This is a genomic window from Halorubrum xinjiangense, assembly GCF_049604745.1.
Taxonomy (GTDB): Archaea; Halobacteriota; Halobacteria; order Halobacteriales; family Haloferacaceae; genus Halorubrum; species Halorubrum xinjiangense_A.
Genome location: NZ_CP187140.1, coordinates 1,927,093 through 1,947,005 on the forward strand (window position 1 = coordinate 1,927,093; position 19,913 = coordinate 1,947,005).

Genomic DNA, 19,913 nt, shown 5'->3' on the forward strand with positions numbered 1-19,913 from the left:
GTCGAGCGGTCGCCTCCCCCGGCGTGGGGTATATACGCGGCAACGACCTACCTCGGCCCGTGACAACCCGGACCATCCGCGCCCGCGACCGGCCGGTGTTCGGCGTCGACGTCCACAGCGGGGACGTCCGCGGCGACAGCCCCTCCTACGCGCTCGTCATCCTCGATCCGGTCGACGAGGACGACCCGGACGCGCCGGACGCCGACGGCCCGATGGCCCGGGTCACCCGCGACGTGGTCTCCTTCCGGAAGCTCTGCCGCCTGATCGACGACCGCGAGCCCCTCTACGTCGCCACGGACAACGCCTACGAGCTGGCGGCGGACAAAGGGGAGCTCGTCAACTTCCTCCGGTCGCTGCCGGACGGCACCCGGCTCGTTCAGGTGACGGGCGCAGAGCGCCCGGAGCCGCTGTCGCGGGTCGCCTCGCGCCACGGAATCCCCTACGGGAAGGAGCCGATGAAGGAGGCCGAGGCGGCCGCGCGGCTCGCCGCGGCCAACGTCGGCCACGAGGTGACCGCGTTCACCGACGAGACGCGGGTGAAGGTGTCTCGCGGGCGCTCGACCGGAAAGGGCGGGTGGAGCCAGGACCGCTACACCCGACGGATCCACGGCAACGTCCGGAAGCGGACGCGACAGGTCCAGTCGAAGCTGAAGGAGGCGAACCTCGACTTCGAGCGCGACGTGACCGAGAAGTACGGCGGCTACGCGAACGCGACGTTCACGGTCGAAGCGCGCCCGGAGGACATCCCCGTCTCGAACTCGCGGGCCGGCGACGTGCGCGTCGAGGTCGAGCGCGAGCGCCGCGACGGCATCGAGTACGAGCCCCTCGTGAAGCGTCGCGACCGCGTCATCGTCGGGATCGACCCCGGCACCACCACCGCGGCCGCGGTCGTCGGCCTCGACGGTACCGTCCACGCGCTCTACTCCTCGCGGACCGGCGACACCGCCGAGGTGACCGAGTGGATCGTCGAGCAGGGCCGCCCGATCATCGTCGCCGCCGACGTCGAGCCGATGCCGGAGACCGTCGAGAAGTTCCGACGCTCGTTCGACGCCGCGGGCTGGCAGCCCACGACGGACCTCCCGGTGGACGAGAAGCTCCACCGAACCCGAGAAGCGAGCTACGACAACGACCACGAGCGCGACGCGCTCGCGGCTGCGCTGTACGCCTACGACGACCACGAGGACCAGTTCGAGCGGATCGCGGCGAAGACCCCGCCGCGGCTCGACCGCGAGGCGGTGATCGCCGGCGTCGTCGCGGGCGGGTCGTCTGTCGAGGCCGTCATTGCGGACCTGAGCGAGGACGACGGGAGCGGGGATGGCGGGAGCGGCGACGGTGACGGCGACGAGGGGGATCCCACGGAGCCCGAGCGCACCGAGGAGGAGGAGACGATCCGGCGGCTCCGCGAGCGCGTCGACCGGCTGGAGTCACACGCCGAGTCGCTGGAGGACGACCTCGACGAGCGCGACGAGCGGATCGCGGAGCTGGAAGGCGAGTTAGAGGAGGCGAAACGCGAGGAGCGCATCGAGGCGCGCACCCGCCGTGCGGTCTCGCGGCTGGAGCGCGAGACGGACCGGCTGGAGCGCGAGCGCGACGAGGCCCAAGAGCGCGTCGAGGACCTCGAACGGAAGGTGGAAACGCTGAAGGAACTGTGGCGGCTCGACCACTCGAACTTCGGCGACGTCGCGGAGGGCCAGGGGCTCGTGAGCGTGAAGGTCGTCGAGCAGTTCACGCTCGACGCGCTCGACGCCGCCGACGAGGCGTACGGGCTCGTCGCCGGCGACGTGGTGTTCCTCCGGGACGCGTCGGGGGCCGGGCGCCGGACCGCCGAGCGCCTCGCGGAGACGGAGCCGCGGGCGGTGATCCGCGGCGAGGGAAACCTCTCGGACGTCGCGGACGCGGTGCTGTTCGAGCGCGGGGTTCCGGTGGTGCCCGCGGACGCGGTGCCGGTCCGCGAGGTGGACGAGCTGGCGGTCGCGAGCGAGGAGGACCTCGCCGCCGCCCTCGACGACTGGGAGGAGGAGGCCGAGGAGCGCCGGCGCGACGAGAAGGCCGAGCGGATCGACCGGATCATCTCCGAACATCGGGCGGGGCGGACGCTGCCCGAGACGGAGGAGTAGATCGACGAGCGCGGCCACAGCGGAGCGCGTGAGCGCTCACCACGCATCCAGAAGTCATATGTCCGGTAACGCACAGTCGGACGTATGGACGCTCACGAGCTGATCACCCGGAACGCGGCCGAGGTGGTCACCGAAGAGGAGATCGAGGCGCTGGCCGACGACCCCGAAGGCAAGCGGGCGTACGTCGGCTACGAGCCCTCGGGAGTCCTCCACATCGGTCACATGCTCACCGCGAACAAGCTGATCGACCTCCAGGAGGCGGGCTTCGAGGTGACCGTACTGCTGGCCGACGTGCACGCCTACCTCAACGACAAGGGGTCGTTCGAGGAGATCCGCCACACCGCGGAGCGGATGCGCGACCAGTTCATCGCCTACGGGCTCGACGAGTCGAACACGCAGTTCGTCCTCGGCTCGGACTTCCAGCTGGACGACGACTACACCCTCGACCTCCACGCCCTTGAGTTAGAGACCACTCTCGCCCGCGCCGAGCGCGCGATGGCCGAGATCACCTCCGGCGACTCCGTGAAGGTGTCGCAGGCCGTCTACCCGCTGATGCAGGCGCTCGACATCCCGTACCTCGGCGTCGACCTCGCGGTCGGCGGGATGGAACAGCGCAAGGTCCACATGCTCGCGCGCGACGTGCTGCCGAGCATCGACCGCGAGCCGCCGACGAGCCTCCACACGCCGCTGATCGCCGACCTCGGCACCGGCCGCGGAAAGATGTCCTCCAGCGAGGGCGTCACCATCTCGATGGAGGACTCCCGCGAGGACATCGAGTCGAAGGTGAACGACGCCTACTGCCCGCCGACGGCCGACCCCGAGCCGACCGACGAGGGCGCCGAGCGCGACAACCCCGTCCTCCAGGTGTTCGAGTACCACGTGTTCCCGCGGTTCGACGCGGTCACCGTCGAGCGGCCCGAGGAGTACGGCGGGAACTTAGAGTACGACGCCTACGACGACCTGGAGGCCGACCTGGAGTCCGGCGAGCTCCACCCCGCGGACGCGAAGGGCGCGCTCGCGGAGTACCTCGACCGCCTCATCGCCCCGGGGCGCCAGCAGCTCGCCGAGTAGTCGACGTTAGCCGGCGTTCGGATCCGGAGATTCGGTCTTTTCGCCCTCTGTCGTTCGCCCGTCGAGCGGGCAGGTCCCGTCCAGACAGCCCAGTCCGGCCGCGGTCTCGAAGACGGGGAGCCCGCAGTCGCACTCGTCGACGACGACGCCCGCCGGGAACGAGAAGGTGGTCTCGCAGTCCGGGTAGTGCTCGCAGCCGAGGTAGACGCGGCCGGGCGCCGAGCGGACGCGGAGGTCGCCCTCGCAGTCCGGACAGCTCCACGCCCTGTCGAACCGGTCGCTGACGGCGTCCTCCATCGGGTCGCACGCGGGGTCGAGACAGAGGTGGAACGGCTCGCCGCGCTCGACGCGGATCTTCGGGAGCCCGCAGTCGTCGCAGGTCGCGTCCGTGACGCTCGCGCCCGCCGGCAGCCCCCAGCGCGCCTCGCAGTCGAGACAGACCACGTCGCCGCGCGAGCGCACGAGCGGCCCGCCGTCCTCGGGGCACGTGCCGACCGGAACGCCCGCCTCGGTGACGGGGAGCGCCCGACATGCGGTCGCCTCCTCGGCGACCACCCGGAGCTGTCGGGAGCCGTCGCGGGCGGTGACCGTGAACCCGTCGCCGTCGCCCTCGACGACGACGCTCTCCGGCCGAGTGAGCCACGCGACGGGCTGGTAGCCGTCGGCGTCGTGGACGAGCGTCGTGTCGTCGGGCTTGATCAGGACGACGACGCGCCCCCGATGGGTTCGGGTGCGGTCGCCGCGGTCGGTCACTACGCAGTCGCCGGCGAGCACGCGGAGTCGTTGCGGCATAGGACCGGTGGCCGCGGTATGGGTGAAAAGCGGTCGTTGCTTGGTTTTAAGAGGGATACGCGGCGGGTGGCGGTGAATACTGATGATGGGACGAGCTGGCGGATCGCTCGAACGGCTCAGCCGCTCGCTTGTAAGTGATCGATACTGGATCGATGACGAACACCGCCAAAGCCCCAGTCGCGAGGACTCGCGCGGCTCGTTGCGCGCCTCACTCGGTCGCTTGCGCTCCCTCGTTCGGTACTTCCGTCGCCGAGCTTCGTCCTCGCGACTGCCCCTTTGAGTCCCGCCCCGCACCGCACAGCACCTCACGCCTCCCCAGCCTCGTCGGCCGTCCTCCGCTTCGCTCCGGCCGCCCGACTCCCTCGCGCGTGCGACTCGCGCCCTGTCGGGCGCTCGTCGGCACGCGCCACGGCTCCGCAGGTGTCGCTACTCCACGCGAACCGTTCGCGTGGCCGTGACCGGCAGCAGCGGGAGGTCCGGGAAGACGACCTCGACTGTGAACTCCAGCTCGTCGGCGTCGGGGGTGCCGAACACGCCGACCGGGACCGTCGCCTCGCCGTCGAGGTACGTCGTCGTCGCGGTCATCTCCACGTCGTTGACGGTGACGCGGATCCCCGCGCGGGCGCTCCCGGAGACGGCGGTCACGGCGACCTCGCACATCTCGTTTTCGCCGACGGCGATGGCCTCGGGGAAGTCGCCCCAGTCGACGTCGATCCGGGGGCAGTCGCGCGCGGCCTCGACGATGCGCTCCGCGACCGAGGCGCTCATGCCGGCGTTCTCGAGTTCGCTCGCGCCGGCGTCGACGACGTCGGCGGGGGAGGTGAGGCCGGCGTCCGCGAGGCGCTCGGCGCGGCCGGAGCCGACCCCCTCGATGGCGGTGAGCGCGACCGCCTCGCGGGAGACGCCGTGCTCGACGCGCGCCTCCACGCGGCGGGCGAGGTTGGCGGCCCGCGGGCCGGCGAAGCGGTCGAGGAACTCCGCGAGCGCGGCGAGCAGGCGGAGCGCGTTCTGCCGGATCACCCACGCGTCCGACCGAAGGTCGGAGGGGATCGAGTCGGCCATCCCCGCGAGCAGGATGGCGAACACCTTGCGGTGGCCGTCCTCCAAGTCCGTGTCGCGGCCGTGGAGGATACGGTCGATCGCGTCCGACTCGGCCGAGCGCGCCGAGACGGAGTCGAACTCGCCGGCCGAGGCGACGGTCTCTAACACGGAATCGACCGTCAGCGTCTCGCGGTCCGCGAGGCGCCGGAACCGGCGCGCGGTGTCGAGCCGGAGGTAGTACTTCGAGGCGAGCCGACCGAGCCCCGTGGGCTCGATCGCGAGGTCGTCGTCGGCCGCGACGAACCCGTCGTCGACGAGCGATTCGAGGGTGTCGCGCACGCGGTCGCGGAGCGTCGGGAAGTCGTACTCGTCAGGCTCCGACTTCGCGCGGACGTAGTAGAAGGTGGTCTCTAACCACGCCATCACGTCCTCCAGCCCGCGGATCGTCCCCATCGCGATCTCTGCGTTGAGGTGGGACTCGAGGTCGGCCGCGAGCCGCGACTCGATCTCCTTGCCGTCGCGCAACAGCTTGCGGTACTTGTCGGCGTCCGCGCGGTCGCAGACCACCCAGCCGTACCCCACGTCGTCGTACTCCGGCCGGCCGGCGCGCCCGAGCATCTGGAGCACGTCCAGCGGCGAGATGTCCGTCTCCCCCTCCAGCGGGTCGTGGTACTTCGTGTCGCGGATGACGACGCAGCGCGCCGGGAGGTTCACCCCCCACGCGAGCGTCGACGTCGAGAAGAGGAACTTGATCTTCCCCTGCTTGAACCACTCCTCGACGCGGTCGCGGTCGTCCTTCCCGAGCCCGGCGTGGTGGAAGCCGACGCCGTCGGTCACCGACTGGCGGAGCGTGTCGTTGGTGAGCTCCTTCGCCTCGTTGTGGAAGTCGTAGTCGTCCCGCGAGTCGATGGGGATGTCGCGCTCGGTGATCTCGTCGCGCGCCTTCTTGGCGGCCTGGACCGTGTCCTGCCGCGAGGAGACGAACACGAGCGCCTGCCCGTCCTCGCGGACGTGCGGCTCGGCCAGGTCGAGCGCGCGGTAGAGCCGCCGGTACTTGTCGGCGAACGCGTTCGACCCGTGCGAGTACGTCTTCACGCCGGTCTCGAGGTCGACGGGGCGGTACTCGTCGCCGAAGGCGTACGTCGTCTCCGCGGGCGCGTCCAGCCACTCCGCGACGTCGTCGATGTTCGGCATCGTCGCCGATAGCGCGACGACGCGGGGATCCTGAAGCCGGCGGAGCCGCGAGACGGTCACCTCCAGCACCGCGCCGCGCTTCTCGGAGTCGAGCAGGTGGACCTCGTCGATGACGACGCAGTCCACGTCGGTAATAAAGGAGTAGCGCGCAGAGTCGTGTTTCCGCGTCGCGCTGTCCGCCTTCTCGGGGGTTGTCACGAGCACGTCCGCGCGCTCGGCGCGGCGCGGGTTCAGATCGCGCTCGCCGGAGACGACGTAGACGGAGTAGCCCAGCTCCTCGAAGCGCTCCCACTCGCTCTCCTTCTCGTTCGTGAGCGCGCGCAGCGGCGCGACGAAGAGCGCGGTCCCGCCTGCGGCGAGCGTCTTACAGATTGCGAGCTCGGCGAGCGCCGTCTTCCCGGAGGCCGTCGGCGCCGAGGCGACCACGTTGTGGTCGGTCTCCAAGATGCCCGGGAGCGCCTCCCGCTGCATCCGGTTGAACTCGTCGAACCCGAAGGCGTCGGCGAACTCCGGCACCGCGTCCGCGACCTTCACGGCACACCACACCCGTGCGCGAGCCGTCGGGAACCGCGGCTGTGTCGCATCGGATCGAGAGGGGGGCTTCGAGGGCAAAGGCGTTTCTCATACGGCCGCGGCGGGAATCGGGCCGCACGAGCGGCGAGATCGCGAGGCCGCCGAGCGCCGCAGCGTCGCCGCGGACCCACATCGTTTAGGTGACCGCGGCCGACCGCACGGGTATGATCCCATCGTCGCCGGTCGTCGTCGGCATCGCGGTCGCGGTCGCGCTGCTCGCGCTGTTCGTGCTCGTCCGCCGCCTCCGCGGTCCGTCCGCCGAGGCACGCGAATCGAAACGCGCCCACGAGGCCGCCCAGGAGCGCGACGCGCCCGTCGAAATCGGCGAGACCTACGAGTTCGGCGTCACCGAGCTCACCGACCACCACTCCGGCGAGGAGGTCGCCGTCGGCAAGGTCGAGGGGTTCGTCCTCTTCACCGAGGACATCCCCGGCGGGCTCGAACCGGGCGACGTGATCCGCGCGAAGGTGCTCTCCTTCAACGAGGGGCGCACCTCCGCCGACGCGACGTTCGTCGGCCGCGCGTAGTCGGGGTGTGAAGGGGGCGTGGCGGGGGCGTGGCGAGAGCGTGACGGGGCTTCACACCCCCGCCGCGCGACCACGTCCGCTCCGAACCGGAGGTTCATACGTGATGCCGACGAAGTGGTGTCGCAATGGCTCAGGCCGGCACCCAGGACCTCACGGAGCGGTTCATTCAGTTCTATCGCAACTACTACAGAGAGGAGATCGGGCAGCTCGCGCAGCGGTACCCCAACGAGCAGCGCTCGCTGTACGTCTCCTACGACGACCTCTTTCAGTTCGACCGCGACCTCGCCGAGGACTTCCTGAACAAGCCGGAGCAGATGCGCGAGTACGCCGAGGAGGCGCTGCGGCTCTACGACCTCCCCGCCGACGTCAGCCTTGGCCGCGCGCACGTCCGCATCGAGGACCTCCCCGAGAGCGTCGACATCCGCGGCATCCGCGTCCACGACGACCACATCGGCAAGCTCGTCTCCATCCAGGGGATCGTCCGCAAGGCCACCGACGTCCGCCCGAAGGTGACCGAGGCCGCATTCGAGTGCCAGCGCTGCGGCACGATGACGTACATCCCCCAGAGCGACGGCGGCTTTCAGGAGCCCCACGAGTGTCAGGGCTGTGAGCGACAGGGCCCCTTCCGCGTCAACTTCGACCAGTCCGAGTTCGTCGACTCCCAGAAGCTCCGCATCCAGGAGTCGCCCGAGGGGCTCCGTGGCGGCGAGACCCCCCAGTCGATCGACGTCGACATCGTCGACGACATCACCGGCGAGGTGAGCCCCGGCGACCACGTCACCTGCGTCGGCGTCCTCCACATCGAGCAGGTCGAGCAGGGCAACGAGAAGTCCGCCATCTTCGATCTGTACATGGACGGCGTCTCCATCGCCATCGAGGACGAGGAGTTCGAGGACATGGACATCACCGAGGCGGACAAACGCGACATCATCGAGCTCTCCGAGCGCGACGATATCTACGAGGCGATGGTCGGCTCCATCGCGCCGGCCATCTACGGCTACGAGGAGGAGAAGCTCGCGATGATCCTCCAGCTGTTCTCCGGCGTCACCAAACACCTCCCCGACGGCTCACGGATCCGCGGCGACCTCCACATGCTCCTGATCGGTGACCCCGGAACGGGTAAGTGTCAAAAATATGATACCGGAGTGACACTTGCTGACGGAACGGAACGGGCAATCGGGGATATAGTAGAGTCAAGCCTCGAAGACCCGATAGAGGTCGACGACGGGGTATACGAACCGGTAGATATCGGCGTTCAAACAGTAACCGAATCGGGGGCCGTCGAGACTGGGACCGCGACAAAAGTCTGGAAACGAGAAGCGCCGGATAGGATGTACAGAATTTCGATGGCATCGGGGCGCGAAGTAGAAGTAACACCGTCGCACCCGTTGTTCAAACAGTTGAACAGAGGATTGTCTCCCCGACGGGCAGATCAATTGGCGGAAGGAGACCTCATTGCGGTCCCCGGAAACATCGACGCGGATTGGGATGATTCGCTTGATGTTTCGTTCCAGCAGGTCGAAGCCTACAACGCGAATTCGTTCACGCCGCCCACCCGAGTCGATCCCACTCTGGCTCGACTCCTCGGTTATATCATCGCAGAGGGCCACACCTATCTCTCGGGATCGAGTGCCGCTACCGAGGTTACGAACGTCGACGAAGAGATACTGACGGACGTGGAGAACTGCTTCCGCGAGTTGGGCGTTCGGTGGTCCCGTCTAGAGAAATGGGATCATGAGACTGCCGAAATCGTCCGCTGTTCCTCGTTGGAGTTCGTCCGGTTCCTCAGAGAACTCGAACCGGCAATTCTCAAAAACTCTGAGAATCAACTCGTCCCCGATTGTCTCAAACGGGCGAGTCCGGAGAACAAGAAGGAATTCCTACAGGCGTACGTTGACAGCGAGGGGACAGTCTCACCCAAAGAACGCGAAATCACGGTTTCCTCGATGAGTAGAGAACTGCTGACCGGAGTACAGACGTTACTCCTCGCGTTCGGGATCCAGAGCCATCTTCGGAAACGACACAACGACAGCCACCGACTGCGCATCAGTGGACGAGATTTCGTCAAATACGTCGACGAAATTGGATTCGTTACCGATCGCAAAGCGACGGCCTCGAAAGCGTTCGACGACGTTCCAGAGAACACAAACACGGATGTGATTCCGGGACTAAGTGACGATCTCCGGCAGATCCGCGAGGCGCTTGCGTTGTCACAGTTCGATATCGGAATGCCGCGTCCGACGTATCAACACTACGAACGCGGCGACAGGAATCCGAGTAGAGCGAGTCTGAGAGCGGTTGTCGACACGTTCGAAACCCGCTTAGACTGGCTTCGGGAGAAGCGCGGAGAGCTGCTGGACGGTGACTGGCAGGCAGTCGAGACGCTACGAGAGGAACTGAACATCTCTCAGAAGGTACTCTCGGAGGGTATGGACGTCTCTCAAACCGCGATCAGCTACTATGAGCGGAACGACGTCGCTCCCGACGGTGGACAGACCGCGGATGCAAAGGACGTGATTTTGGATCGTCTCGACGAGGCATTATCCGTCAGCCAAGACATCTCCGAACTCGATCGTCTGTGTACGAACGACGTTCACTGGGACCGGATCGAGTCGATCGAATCGGTCGAGCCGGATTACGAGTGGGTCTACGATCTGGAGGTCGCAGACACGCATACGTATCTTGGAAACGGCGTCGTCTCGCACAACTCACAGATGATTTCGTACGTAGAAAACATCGCACCCCGGTCGGTGTACACGTCCGGGAAGGGGTCGTCAGCGGCGGGGCTCACCGCCGCGGCCGTGAGGGACGACTTCGGCGACGGCCAACAGTGGTCGCTCGAAGCCGGCGCGCTCGTCTTGGCCGACAAGGGTATCGCCGCTGTCGACGAGCTGGATAAAATGGATTCGAGCGACCGCTCCGCGATGCACGAGGGCTTAGAACAGCAGAAGATCTCCGTCTCGAAGGCCGGGATCAACGCCACCCTCAAGGCGCGGTGTTCGCTGCTCGGCGCCGCGAACCCGAAGTACGGCCGGTTCGACCAGTACGAGCCGATCGGCGAGCAGATTGACTTGGAGCCGGCGCTCATCTCGCGATTCGACCTCATCTTCACGGTGACGGACAGCCCGGACCCGGAACACGACTCTCGGCTGGCGAAACACATCATCAAGACGAACTACGCCGGCGAGCTCAACACCCAGCGAGAAGAGCTGGCGAGCTCGGAGTTCACGTCCGAGCAGGTCGCGGAGGTGACCGAGGAGGTCGCGCCGGAGATCGACTCGGAGCTGCTGCGCAAGTACATCGCCCACGCGAAGCGCTCCTGCTTCCCGACAATGACAGAGGAGGCGAAAGAGCTCATCGAGGAGTTCTACGTCGACCTCCGCTCGAAGGGCGCCGACGAGGACGCGCCGGTGCCGGTCACCGCCCGGAAGCTGGAGGCGATGGTGCGACTCTCGGAGGCGAGCGCGCGGGTCCGCCTCTCGGACACCGTCGAGCGCGAGGACGCCGACCGCGCGACCGATATCGTCGAGTCCTGTCTCAAGGACATCGGCGTCGACCCGGAGACGGGGCAGTTCGACGCCGACGTGGTCGAGACGGGCACCTCGAAGAGCCAGCGCGACCGCATCAAGAACATCAAGGGACTCATCGCCGAAATCGAAGAGGAGTACGAGGAGGGCGCGCCGGTCGACGAGGTGCTCGACCGCGCGGGCGAGATCGGGATGGACCCGGGGAAGGCGGAACAGGAGATCGAGAAGCTCCGGACGAAAGGCGAGGTGTACGAGCCCAAGCAGGGCCACCTCCGGACGACGTAGATGGACCGCATCTCCGCGATACGGAACGTCGAGGACGCGCTCCGCGAGTTCGAGAACGGCGACGCCGACCTCGCGGCCACGGAGCGGCGCGTCGCGGCCGTGCTCCGAACGTACGCGACCGAGTTCGACGGCGACGGCGACGTGTTCCGCGCGGTCGGCGACGACCCCGTCGACGGCACCGTCGTCGTCGCGCCGTCGGAACCGGCCGCACGCGAGCGCGTCCTCGCGGCGAGCGGGGTCGACGGCGAGAGCGACTCGGACGAGGTCGAAGGACCCGAATTCGACGTTGAGCGGTTCTAACGTCCGAGGTCGAGCAGTTCTGATCGGCGATCGCGGGGTCGCGAGAGGCGAACCGCCCCGCCGTCGCTGACGCCGACTGAAACGTTCCGGTCCGGAACGGCTAAATTCCGAGATCGACCACCGGCGGGCGTGCTGCTGGTCGTGACGTATTCGGCGGCCGCCCGAACCGGCCTCCGAAACCTGTGTCGTCGCCACGAGTCGGTCGTCGCCCGGCGGTTCGGCCGCGCCGCGCTGTTCGACGAGACGGTGTACGCCGCCTTCCTCGCCTTGCGGCTGCGGGAGTCGCACGGCGGCGACGTCCAGATAGAGCGCACCGAGCCGTTCAACGAGTTCGTCGCCGTCGACGAGCCGGTCCGGGAGGCCGCCGCGGCCTACGCGGACCGGTCCGCGAAGTCGACGCCGTACGCCGCCTTCGCGGCGGGGACGGAGCATCCGGACCCGGACGCCATGCGCGGCCGAGAGCTGTGACCGGGGGGAGATCGACCCCGTCAGAATCGGAGCGCGGGGAGGTCGAGGAAAACGGGACAACCGCCGTCGAGGATCCGCCGGAACCGAGCGCGGTGCTCGGACGGCTCCCCACCGAGGCGGGGCTCCGACGACAGCTCGCGGCGGCCGCGCGCTCGCGGGGACGGACCGCGTCGGTCGCGGCGGAGATCGACGAGATCGAGGCGGAACTCGCGGCGATCGAGATTGAACCCGTCGACCTGACGGCGGCGCGCCGGCGGGTCGCCGAGACGACCGGGGAGACCGAGCGCTTGAAAGAGCGGGTCGCTGCGCTGCGCGGCGACGCCCGGGCGCGCCGCGCGGTCGACGCCGAGGCGGACGAGACGCTCGACGACCTGGAGGCGGCGGCCGCGGAGCTGTCGGCCGCGCAGACGGAGGCGATCGCCGCCGAACAGGCGCTCGAACGTGCGCGAGCCGAGGCGGCCCGGAACCGCGACGAGCGACGGCGACGACTGCGGCTCCGCGACCGGCTCCGAAATCGGCGGCGGACCGCTCGCCGCGAACTCGCCGAGGCGGTGTATCCGGCGTTCCGACGCGCGCTCGCGGTCGTCCCGGGCGGCGATCCGAGCGCTGCCGGTGCGGGACCGGGCGCGTACGACGGGGACCCGATCGCGGCGTCGCTCGCGGCGGTCAGGATCGCGGCGCTCGACGGCGTCGTCGAACTGTGCGGGGACGCGGCCCGAGCGGTCGCGGCGTCCGAACGGAGCGCGCGGTCGCTGCTCCGAGCGAGGGACGTTCGCCTCCGAGGCGCGTCCGACGTGCGCTGAATCCGGCAGCGGCGGCGAGTCCGTCCCGATGCTTAAATACGATTCCGCGGCACCCGGCGCATGGAACTCGACTGGTCCGTCGACCGCGAGGGGGACGCGTCGCTCGTCGGCGTCCGGGTGCGCAACGACGGAGCGGTCCCGCGGCGCGTCCGGATCGAGAGCCGGCTGGACGACCCCGTTCTCCCGCCGCGACGCGGCGGCGTCCCCGAGTCCGGCTGGGACGCCGAGGGCGTGACAGCGGTGATCGACCCGGGCGAGCGCGCGGCGTTCGGGTTCGCTGCGCTTGCCGACCCCGTCGACCCACCGGTCGAAATCGCGGACGTCGAGCCCGTGAGGGAGGAGACAGACGACGGTCGTACGGCGGCCGAGAGCGAGTCCGACCTCGCACGGGCGGCGGTGCGAGACCTCGAATCGTATCGTCCCCCGCGGCGCGCGGTTGCCGGAGCGGAAGCGGACGATGTCATCGACGACGAGGGGGGCGACACGGAGACGGGCGACCGCGACGCCGAAGGGAATCCCGAAAACGAGGAAGCGACCGACCCTGACGGAGACTCGAACCGGCCGGAGGGACCGGAGTCGCCACCGAACGCGGCGGACCCCGACGAGATCGACGCGTGGTTCGCGGCCGTCGAGGCGCGGATCGAGCGGGCGGAGCGGCTGACCGGCGCCGACCTCGCGACGGCGACGGCGGTCGTCGAGGAGGCCGGCGGCCTCGACGCGGTGGCGGGGCTCGACGAGCGCATCGCGGCCGACGCCGAGCGCCTGAAGGCGGTCCGCGACCGCGCCGCGGCGCTGGCCGAGCGCGCCGAGGAGAGCGAGGTCCCGACCGAGGCGCTGGAGGCGCTGGCGTGATCCTCGCGGTCGCGGGCGGGAAGGGCGGCGTCGGGAAGACGACGCTCGCGTACAACGTCGCCGCCGAACTCGACGGGGTCGTCGTCGACGCCGACCTTGGGATGGCCGACCTGCCGGACGGCCGCGGCCCCGACCTCCACGACGTGCTCGCCGGCGCGGCGGACCCGATAGAGACGGTTCGGGCGGGACCGGTCGACATCGTCCCGTGCGGGCGGACGCTGGCCGGCGCGCGGGCGGCCGACCTGACGCGGCTGGAGGGGGCGGTCGCCGCGGTCGAGCGCGAGTTCGGGACCGTCGTCCTCGACTGCCCCGCGGGGCGCCGCGCCGACGCCGGCGTGCCGCTGGCGGTCGCGGACGCCTGCCTCCTCGTCGTCTCGCCGCGGGCGTTCGCGCTGGCGGACGCGATCCGTACCCGGGAGCTCGCCCGCGAGCTCGACGCCGGACTGGTCGGCTGCGCGGTCAACCGCGTGACAGAGCGGCCGCCCGTCGAGCCGATCGGCGACGCCCTCGGCGCCCCGGTCGAGGTGGTCCCGGCCGACCCCCGCGTCGGCCGGTCCGTGGAGGCGGAGCGGCCGGTCGTCGAGGCCGCCCCCGACAGCGAGGCCGCGGCGGCGGTTAGGGCGCTCGCGCGGCGCGTTCCGAAGTGAGGGTGGGAAAGCGGGAACTCCGTCGCGACACCGCGCCTTTTTACTCCGGTCGTCCCGTCGCCGAGAGCGATGATCAGGGTCGCGCTCGTCGTCGGCATCGGTGTCCTCGCCGCGCTCGCGGTCTCGGTGGGACCGCTGTACGCGGCCGACCGCTTCCGGGACCTCCGGGAGCCGACGGACGCGGAGCGCGCGCAGATCGCGGCGCTGGCGGACCCCGGCGGACTCGGCGTCGACCGGATCGCGGTCGAGTCAGTCGACGGGGACGGCGACAGCGAGGAATCTGCGGCCGCCGGTCCCGCCGAGGTTTCGGTCCGGGGACCGCCCGGCCGGCGGGTGCTGTTCCTCACGGCGGACGTGTTGACCGACCTCGACGAGGACGTCGCGGTCGGGCTGCTCGCGGCGGAGGCCGGGCGGGTCGCGACGTACTACGCCGAGTTCCGCGCCGTCGCCGTCGGCGCCGTGCTGGCGACGCTGGCGGCGGTCGTCACGACGCTCGTCCCGTTCGAGTCCGGCTTCGCCGCCGTCATCGCCGTGGGGATCACCTCCTTCTGGGCCGGCCGCCGGGTCCAGTACGCGGCGGACGCCCGTGCGGCCGACGCGGTCGGGGCCGACCGCGTCGCCGACGCGTTCGAACGCGTCGCAGAGCGCCGCGGCGTCGAACCGCAAACGGGCGACTGGTCGACGTGGTTCGAGGTCCAGCCGCCGCTCGGCGATCGGATCGCGCGGCTGCGCGAGCAGGCGGCAGACGAAGGGTAGCGAAGAGGGCAGCAGACGAGGAGTGGCGGACGAAGGCAGCAGACGAGGAGTAGCGGGCGGAAGGACAGAGTCGAGCCGGCGACTGGTCAGTCCCGCGAGCGCCGAGCGACGGCGGACTCCGGACCGACGCGGACGTCGTAACCCGCGACGGTGAGCGAAACGTCGACGTCGGGGTTGGACCGGCCGGCGACGAGCGCGTTGAGCGCGTCGGGGTCGACGTGTTCGTACAGCACCACGCCCGCCTCGTCGAGGTCGGCGGAATCGACGCCCGCGAGGTCGGCAATCGCCTCGACGACGGCGAGACTGGGACTGGGACCGCCGTCGCCGTGACGGACGCGGGCCGTCTCGGCTGTCGAGCGGGAGTCGGTCGCTTCGGTCGGGACGCTGCTCATACCGGATCCTTCGTCGAAACCTCGTATAAATGAGTCGTTCAATTTATCAGAAATGATTGGCTCGCGGCGTCCCGGTCCCGGAACCGTTACCAACCAGCCGCACGCGTGTAGAGACAACTCGAATGCGACTCCCGGAACGACAGCTCGCGGTCCTCGAGGCCGCGAGCGCGACGGACGAACGAACGGTGGCGGAGATAGCCGCGGAGACCGACCTGAAGCCGGAGACGGTCGCCGGCTCGGCGTTCGACCTAGCCGACGAGGGCCTCGTCGAGGTCGGGTCGGTGACCGACGAGACGCTCGCACTCACCGACGAGGGACGGACCTACGTCGATGCGGGGCTCCCCGAGACGCGGCTTTACCGTGCCGGGCTCGACGCGGGCGCCGACGCCGAGCCGGCCTCGATGGGCGAGGTCATCGGCAAGTCGGGGCTAGAGGGCCCCGAGGTCGACATCGCCCTCGCGAACTTCGCGCGGAAGGGCTTCGGGAGCGTCGACGGCGGCGAGCTCTCGGTCGACCCGGACGCCGACCCGGACGCCGACCCCGAGGCGACGGCGCTCGCCGCGCTCGCTGACGCCGGCGGTGAGGGTCTCGACACCGACGCCCCCGACGGGGAGGGTCTCGACGCGGACGCCCTCGGCGTCGACGAGGCGGTGATCGACCAGCTGGACTCGCGCGGGCTGGTGGCGGTCGGCGAGTCGGTCACGCGGACGGTCCGGCTCACCGACGACGGCGTCGACGCGCTGATGACCGGCGTGGAAGCGACCGAGACGGTCGGCGCGCTCACGCCCGAACTCCTCGCCAGCGGCGAGTGGCGCGACGCGGAGTTCGCCGAGTACAACGTTGAGGCCGACGCGGAGACGGCCCGCGGCGGCCGGAAGCACGTCCTCCGCCGGACCGCCGACCGCGTGAAGGACGTGTTGGTCGGCATGGGGTTCCAGGAGATGGAGGGCCCCCACGCCGACGCCGACTTCTGGATCAACGACTGCCTGTTCATGCCCCAAGACCACCCGGCGCGGACCCACTGGGACCGGTTCGCGCTCGACGTGGACCCGATGGAGGGGATCCCCGACGAGCTGATGGCCCGCGTCGAGGCGGCCCATCGCGACGGCTGGGGGATCGACGGCGACGGCTACCACTCGCCATGGTCGCAGGATTTCGCCCGCGAGGTCGCCTTACGCGGCCACACCACGTCGCTGTCGATGCGCTACCTCTCCGGGGTCGCTGGCGCCGAGCTGGAGCCGCCCCAGCGCTACTTCTCGGTCGAGAAGGTGTACCGCAACGACACGCTCGACCCGACGCACCTCCTCGAGTTCTTCCAGATCGAGGGGTGGGTGATGGCCGAGGACCTCTCGGTGCGCGACCTGATGGGCACCTTCGAGGAGTTCTACCGGCAGTTTGGAATTACGGACATCCGTTTTAAGCCGCACTACAACCCCTACACGGAGCCCTCCTTCGAGCTGTTCGGCGAGCACCCCGAGACGGGCGAGGAGATCGAGATCGGTAACTCCGGCGTCTTCCGCGAGGAGGTCACCGGCCCGCTCGGCGTCGATTGCGACGTGATGGCGTGGGGGCTCGCCTTAGAGCGGCTCGCGATGCTCACCACCGGCGCGGAGGACATCCGCGACCTCCACGGGACCTTAGCCGACATCGACTTCCTGCGGAACGCGGAGGTGAGCTACTGATGCCCGTCGTCGACGTCGACCCCGACGAGCTGCGCGAGCTCACCGGCCACGAGGAGAAGGATGACGCGGAGCTGAAAGACGACCTGTTCGGGCTCGGCTTGGAGTTCGAGGGCGAGACCGACGACGGCATGTTCCAGTTCGAGTTCGCGCCCGACCGCCTCGACCGGCTCTCCGTCGAGGGGGTCGCGCGCTCGCTGCGCTACCACTACGGCGACGCTCGCGGCGTCTACGTGCCGAACACGAACGACCCCGAGTGGACCATCGAAGTGGACGAGTCGGTGCCCGACGAGCGGCCGTACGTCACCGGCGCCGTGGTTCGCGGCCTCGACCTCGACGAGGCGGGGCTGGAGTCGCTGATCCAGCTCCAAGAGAAGCTCCACGCGACGATGGGCCGGGGCCGTGCGAAGGGTGCCATCGGCATCCACGACCTCGCGATGGTGAAGGGCGCGCCCCTCCAGGAGGGCGCGGAGCCGTCGATCACCTACCGCGGCGTCGACCCCGACGGCGACACGTTCGTCCCGCTGGACGCGAACGACGAGCTGACCCCGAACGAGGTCTTGGCGGAACACGACACGGGGACGACCTACGCCGACCTCGTCGAGGACTTGGACCGCTACCCGGCGATCTACGACGAGCTTGGTCTCTTCTCGTTCCCGCCGGTGATCAACGGGAAGCGCACCGAGGTGACGACCGGCTCCCGCGAGCTGTTCGTCGAGCTCACCGGCACCGACCAGTGGACGATCGACCGGATGTGCACGATTATCTGTTACGCGCTGTCGGCCCGCGGTGCGACGATCGAGGAGGTCAAGGTGAACTACGCCGACGGCGCGACACACCCGAGCGAGTACGGCCGCGAACTCGTCCGCCCGAACCTCGACGTCGACGAGAAGACCGTCTCACACGACCGGATCGAGACGCTGCTCGGCGTCGACTTCGAGCCCGAGGAGGTCGTCGACTGCTTCGAGCGCGCCGGGCTCGACGCCGACTACACCCTCGACGAGGACGTGACCTACGAGGTGTCGATTCCGCCGTACCGCGTCGACGTGCTCCACCCGCTCGACCTCGTCGACGACGTGGGGCGCGCGTACGGATTCGACAACTTAGAGCCCCGTTACCCCGACGTGGGCACCGTCGGCGGCCGCCACGAGCGCTCGCGGCTGGAGGACGCGGTCCGGACGAGCCTCGTCGGCCTCGGCTTCGAGGACCTGCTGAACTTCCACATGACGAGCGGGACGGAGAACTACGACCGGATGAACGTCGAGGCGGGCACCGGCGGCGCCGCGGTTGCGGCCGACGAGGACGGCGTCTTCGGCGGCGGCGACCCCGTCGAGATCACGGAGCCGTACAGCGAGGAGTACACCCAGCTCCGAACCTGGGCGCTCCCGTCGCTCGTCATGCTGTTGGAGCGGAACACGCACAACGCCTACCCGCAGGACGTCGCCGAGGTCGGCTTCGTCGCCGAGCGCGACGACGCCGAGGAGGCGAACGTCGCCGAGTCCCGCCACGTCGCCGGCGCGGTCGCCCGGCGAGACGCCTCCTACGAGGCCGCGAAGGGGCGCCTCCAGGCGCTGTGCGACGACTTCGGCGCCGAGCTGTCGACCCCGCGGACCGAACACCCCTCGTTCATCGAGGGACGCGCCGCCGACGTCGAGATCGACGGCGAGCGCGTCGGCGTGATCGGCGAGCTCCACCCGGCGGTGCTCGTCGAACACGACCTGGAGGTGCCGGTCGCCGCCTTCGAGTTCGACCTCGACGCGTTACGCTGACCCGCCGAGGCGGGCGGGACGCCGCCCCAAGGGAACTTCCGTTTCGGCGGTTCCGTAACGAATCATCACGAATCCGACCGCGAGCAGAAGACATATAACCGTCTTGGCGTACTCGGCGGGCATGAACTGCGAGAGATGCGGTGTCGACGCCACGCTCGCGCACCGGGACGTCGACGGTTTCGCGTACTACCTGTGTGAGGCCTGTATCAGCGGGTGGGACGCGGTTCGGTCCCCGTCGCCCGACGCCGTCGACGAGAATCGGTCGCCCGCGCGGTAGAGGCGTCGCGCGCGGCGGCGTCGCCGCCGAGGCCGTCGGGGCGGAACGCGGAGCGGTCACTCCCGAGCCGCAGCGACGGCCTCGACGACCGCGCGCGCGTTTTCCCGGATCGCGTCGAAGTCGCCGTCGGCGATCGCCTCGTCGTCGACGATCGAACTGCCGACGCCGACCGCGACCGCGCCCGCCCGAACGTACTCGTCCGCGTTGTCCGCGCCGACGCCGCCGGTCGGCACGAGCGGGACCTGCGGGAGCGGGCCGCCGATCGCCGCGACGTGGTCCGGGCCGCCGGTCTTCGCGGGGAACACCTTCACCGCGTCGGCGCCGGCCTCGTAGGCCTCGATCGCCTCGGTCGGCGTGTACGCGCCGACGGCGACCGGGGTCCCGTAGCGGTTCGCCGTCCGGATCACGCCGTGGTTCACGGTCGGCGTCACGAGGAACTCCGCGCCGGCGAGCTGCGCCGCGCGCGCGGTCTCCGCGTCGAGAACGGTCCCGGCGCCGACCAGCGCGTCGTCGGTGCGCTCGGCTATCGCCTCGATGGAGGACATCGCGTTCGGCGTGTCCGCCGTCACCTCTAGCGCCGTCACGCCGGCGTCGACGACGGCGTCCGCGACCGCAACCGCGTCGTCACGCTCGACGCCGCGGAGGATCGCGATCACGCCGCCCTCGGTTATCCGGTCGAGTCGGTCGGTTCGCATGGCTGGTACCTGCCTGCCGGGGGTATTAAATCGGCCGTGTGGGGACGCCCGCGGCGCGGCCGCACACACCTCCTATTTAAGAGACGGACGGGCAAGTACGACCGTGGCGACGGACCGGTCCGCGTCGGCCGCCGGGGGGTGACGGAAC

Annotated in this window: 17 protein-coding genes; 13 read left to right on the forward strand and 4 right to left on the reverse strand. The window is 69.7% G+C overall.

Features of this window, described 5'->3' with window-relative positions:
- The first annotated feature begins 59 nt into the window (after positions 1-59).
- Both ACOZ35_RS10955 and ACOZ35_RS10960 read left to right on the forward strand, forming a co-directional pair.
- On the forward strand, positions 60-2,117 hold the full coding sequence (locus tag ACOZ35_RS10955) for a DUF460 domain-containing protein (protein WP_424013623.1): 2,058 nt from the start codon (positions 60-62) through the stop codon (positions 2,115-2,117).
- 84 nt (positions 2,118-2,201) lie between these two features.
- The gene (locus ACOZ35_RS10960; RefSeq protein WP_424013624.1) at positions 2,202-3,188 is read left to right on the forward strand and encodes a tyrosine--tRNA ligase; all 987 of its coding nucleotides are present in this window, start codon (positions 2,202-2,204) and stop codon (positions 3,186-3,188) included.
- 6 nt (positions 3,189-3,194) lie between these two features.
- Here ACOZ35_RS10960 and ACOZ35_RS10965 read toward each other — a convergent pair whose 3' ends face one another.
- Complete coding sequence (locus ACOZ35_RS10965) at positions 3,195-3,980, reverse strand: topoisomerase DNA-binding C4 zinc finger domain-containing protein (RefSeq protein ID WP_424013625.1); 786 nt, start codon at positions 3,978-3,980, stop codon at positions 3,195-3,197.
- A 426-nt stretch (positions 3,981-4,406) separates the two neighbouring features.
- Positions 4,407-6,749, reverse strand: a complete 2,343-nt coding sequence (locus tag ACOZ35_RS10970; RefSeq protein ID WP_424013626.1) for a DEAD/DEAH box helicase — start codon at positions 6,747-6,749, stop codon at positions 4,407-4,409.
- Positions 6,750-6,952: 203 nt separating this feature from the next.
- Between ACOZ35_RS10970 and ACOZ35_RS10975 the strand changes: the two genes are divergently transcribed.
- From ACOZ35_RS10975 to ACOZ35_RS11010, 8 genes are all read left to right on the forward strand, one after another.
- Entirely contained in the window at positions 6,953-7,315 is a 363-nt protein-coding gene (locus ACOZ35_RS10975) for a TRAM domain-containing protein (RefSeq protein ID WP_424013627.1), read from the forward strand.
- 125 nt (positions 7,316-7,440) lie between these two features.
- Positions 7,441-11,127 carry an LAGLIDADG family homing endonuclease gene (locus ACOZ35_RS10980; RefSeq protein ID WP_424013628.1) on the forward strand — a complete coding sequence of 1,229 codons (3,687 nt, stop codon included), beginning with the start codon at positions 7,441-7,443 and terminating at the stop codon, positions 11,125-11,127.
- Complete coding sequence (locus ACOZ35_RS10985) at positions 11,128-11,427, forward strand: hypothetical protein (protein ID WP_424013629.1); 300 nt, start codon at positions 11,128-11,130, stop codon at positions 11,425-11,427.
- A gap of 129 nt (positions 11,428-11,556) precedes the next feature.
- A complete protein-coding gene (locus tag ACOZ35_RS10990; RefSeq protein WP_007995905.1) occupies positions 11,557-11,895 on the forward strand; it encodes a hypothetical protein in 339 nt (112 codons plus the stop codon).
- The gene (locus ACOZ35_RS10995; protein ID WP_424013630.1) at positions 11,892-12,698 is read left to right on the forward strand and encodes a hypothetical protein; all 807 of its coding nucleotides are present in this window, start codon (positions 11,892-11,894) and stop codon (positions 12,696-12,698) included. The genes ACOZ35_RS10990 and ACOZ35_RS10995 overlap by 4 nt, the downstream gene beginning before the upstream one ends.
- A gap of 60 nt (positions 12,699-12,758) precedes the next feature.
- Positions 12,759-13,550: a hypothetical protein gene (locus ACOZ35_RS11000; protein ID WP_424013631.1), complete on the forward strand. Its 792-nt coding sequence runs from the start codon at positions 12,759-12,761 to the stop codon at positions 13,548-13,550.
- Positions 13,547-14,197 carry a chromosome partitioning protein ParA gene (locus tag ACOZ35_RS11005; RefSeq protein WP_424013632.1) on the forward strand — a complete coding sequence of 217 codons (651 nt, stop codon included), beginning with the start codon at positions 13,547-13,549 and terminating at the stop codon, positions 14,195-14,197. The genes ACOZ35_RS11000 and ACOZ35_RS11005 overlap by 4 nt, the downstream gene beginning before the upstream one ends.
- Positions 14,198-14,266: 69 nt before the next feature.
- Complete coding sequence (locus ACOZ35_RS11010) at positions 14,267-14,953, forward strand: peptidase (protein ID WP_424013633.1); 687 nt, start codon at positions 14,267-14,269, stop codon at positions 14,951-14,953.
- Between the two features lie 86 nt (positions 14,954-15,039).
- On the opposite strand, the gene ACOZ35_RS11015 is transcribed toward ACOZ35_RS11010, so the two are convergent.
- The gene (locus ACOZ35_RS11015) at positions 15,040-15,345 is read right to left on the reverse strand and encodes a HalOD1 output domain-containing protein (RefSeq protein WP_424013634.1); all 306 of its coding nucleotides are present in this window, start codon (positions 15,343-15,345) and stop codon (positions 15,040-15,042) included.
- A gap of 122 nt (positions 15,346-15,467) precedes the next feature.
- Between ACOZ35_RS11015 and ACOZ35_RS11020 the strand changes: the two genes are divergently transcribed.
- The 3 genes from ACOZ35_RS11020 (at position 15,468) to ACOZ35_RS11030 (ending at position 19,070) form a co-directional block, all read left to right on the forward strand.
- Positions 15,468-17,027 (forward strand): phenylalanine--tRNA ligase subunit alpha, encoded by a 1,560-nt coding sequence (locus ACOZ35_RS11020; protein WP_424013635.1) that lies wholly within the window; start codon positions 15,468-15,470, stop codon positions 17,025-17,027.
- Complete coding sequence (pheT, locus tag ACOZ35_RS11025; RefSeq protein ID WP_424013636.1) at positions 17,027-18,793, forward strand: phenylalanine--tRNA ligase subunit beta; 1,767 nt, start codon at positions 17,027-17,029, stop codon at positions 18,791-18,793. Before ACOZ35_RS11020 ends, pheT begins: the two co-directional genes overlap by 1 nt.
- Positions 18,794-18,914: 121 nt before the next feature.
- Positions 18,915-19,070 (forward strand): hypothetical protein, encoded by a 156-nt coding sequence (locus ACOZ35_RS11030; RefSeq protein ID WP_424013637.1) that lies wholly within the window; start codon positions 18,915-18,917, stop codon positions 19,068-19,070.
- 56 nt (positions 19,071-19,126) lie between these two features.
- Here the strand turns inward: ACOZ35_RS11030 and ACOZ35_RS11035 are convergent, their stop codons facing one another.
- Entirely contained in the window at positions 19,127-19,765 is a 639-nt protein-coding gene (locus tag ACOZ35_RS11035) for a bifunctional 4-hydroxy-2-oxoglutarate aldolase/2-dehydro-3-deoxy-phosphogluconate aldolase (protein WP_424013638.1), read from the reverse strand.
- Between the last annotated feature and the right edge of the window lie 148 nt (positions 19,766-19,913).

Excerpts from the sequence above, each read along its gene's own strand:
- ACOZ35_RS10960 (WP_424013624.1), top strand. The coding sequence starts at position 2,202 with ATGGACGCTCACGAGCTGATCACCCGGAACGCGGCCGAGGTGGTCACC.
- ACOZ35_RS10965 (WP_424013625.1), bottom strand. The coding sequence starts at position 3,980 with ATGCCGCAACGACTCCGCGTGCTCGCCGGCGACTGCGTAGTGACCGAC.
- ACOZ35_RS10975 (WP_424013627.1), top strand. The coding sequence starts at position 6,953 with ATGATCCCATCGTCGCCGGTCGTCGTCGGCATCGCGGTCGCGGTCGCG.
- ACOZ35_RS10980 (WP_424013628.1), top strand. The coding sequence starts at position 7,441 with ATGGCTCAGGCCGGCACCCAGGACCTCACGGAGCGGTTCATTCAGTTC.
- ACOZ35_RS10985 (WP_424013629.1), top strand. The coding sequence starts at position 11,128 with ATGGACCGCATCTCCGCGATACGGAACGTCGAGGACGCGCTCCGCGAG.
- ACOZ35_RS11000 (WP_424013631.1), top strand. The coding sequence starts at position 12,759 with ATGGAACTCGACTGGTCCGTCGACCGCGAGGGGGACGCGTCGCTCGTC.
- ACOZ35_RS11010 (WP_424013633.1), top strand. The coding sequence starts at position 14,267 with ATGATCAGGGTCGCGCTCGTCGTCGGCATCGGTGTCCTCGCCGCGCTC.
- ACOZ35_RS11015 (WP_424013634.1), bottom strand. The coding sequence starts at position 15,345 with ATGAGCAGCGTCCCGACCGAAGCGACCGACTCCCGCTCGACAGCCGAG.
- ACOZ35_RS11020 (WP_424013635.1), top strand. The coding sequence starts at position 15,468 with ATGCGACTCCCGGAACGACAGCTCGCGGTCCTCGAGGCCGCGAGCGCG.
- pheT (WP_424013636.1), top strand. The coding sequence starts at position 17,027 with ATGCCCGTCGTCGACGTCGACCCCGACGAGCTGCGCGAGCTCACCGGC.
- ACOZ35_RS11030 (WP_424013637.1), top strand. The coding sequence starts at position 18,915 with ATGAACTGCGAGAGATGCGGTGTCGACGCCACGCTCGCGCACCGGGAC.
- ACOZ35_RS11035 (WP_424013638.1), bottom strand. The coding sequence starts at position 19,765 with ATGCGAACCGACCGACTCGACCGGATAACCGAGGGCGGCGTGATCGCG.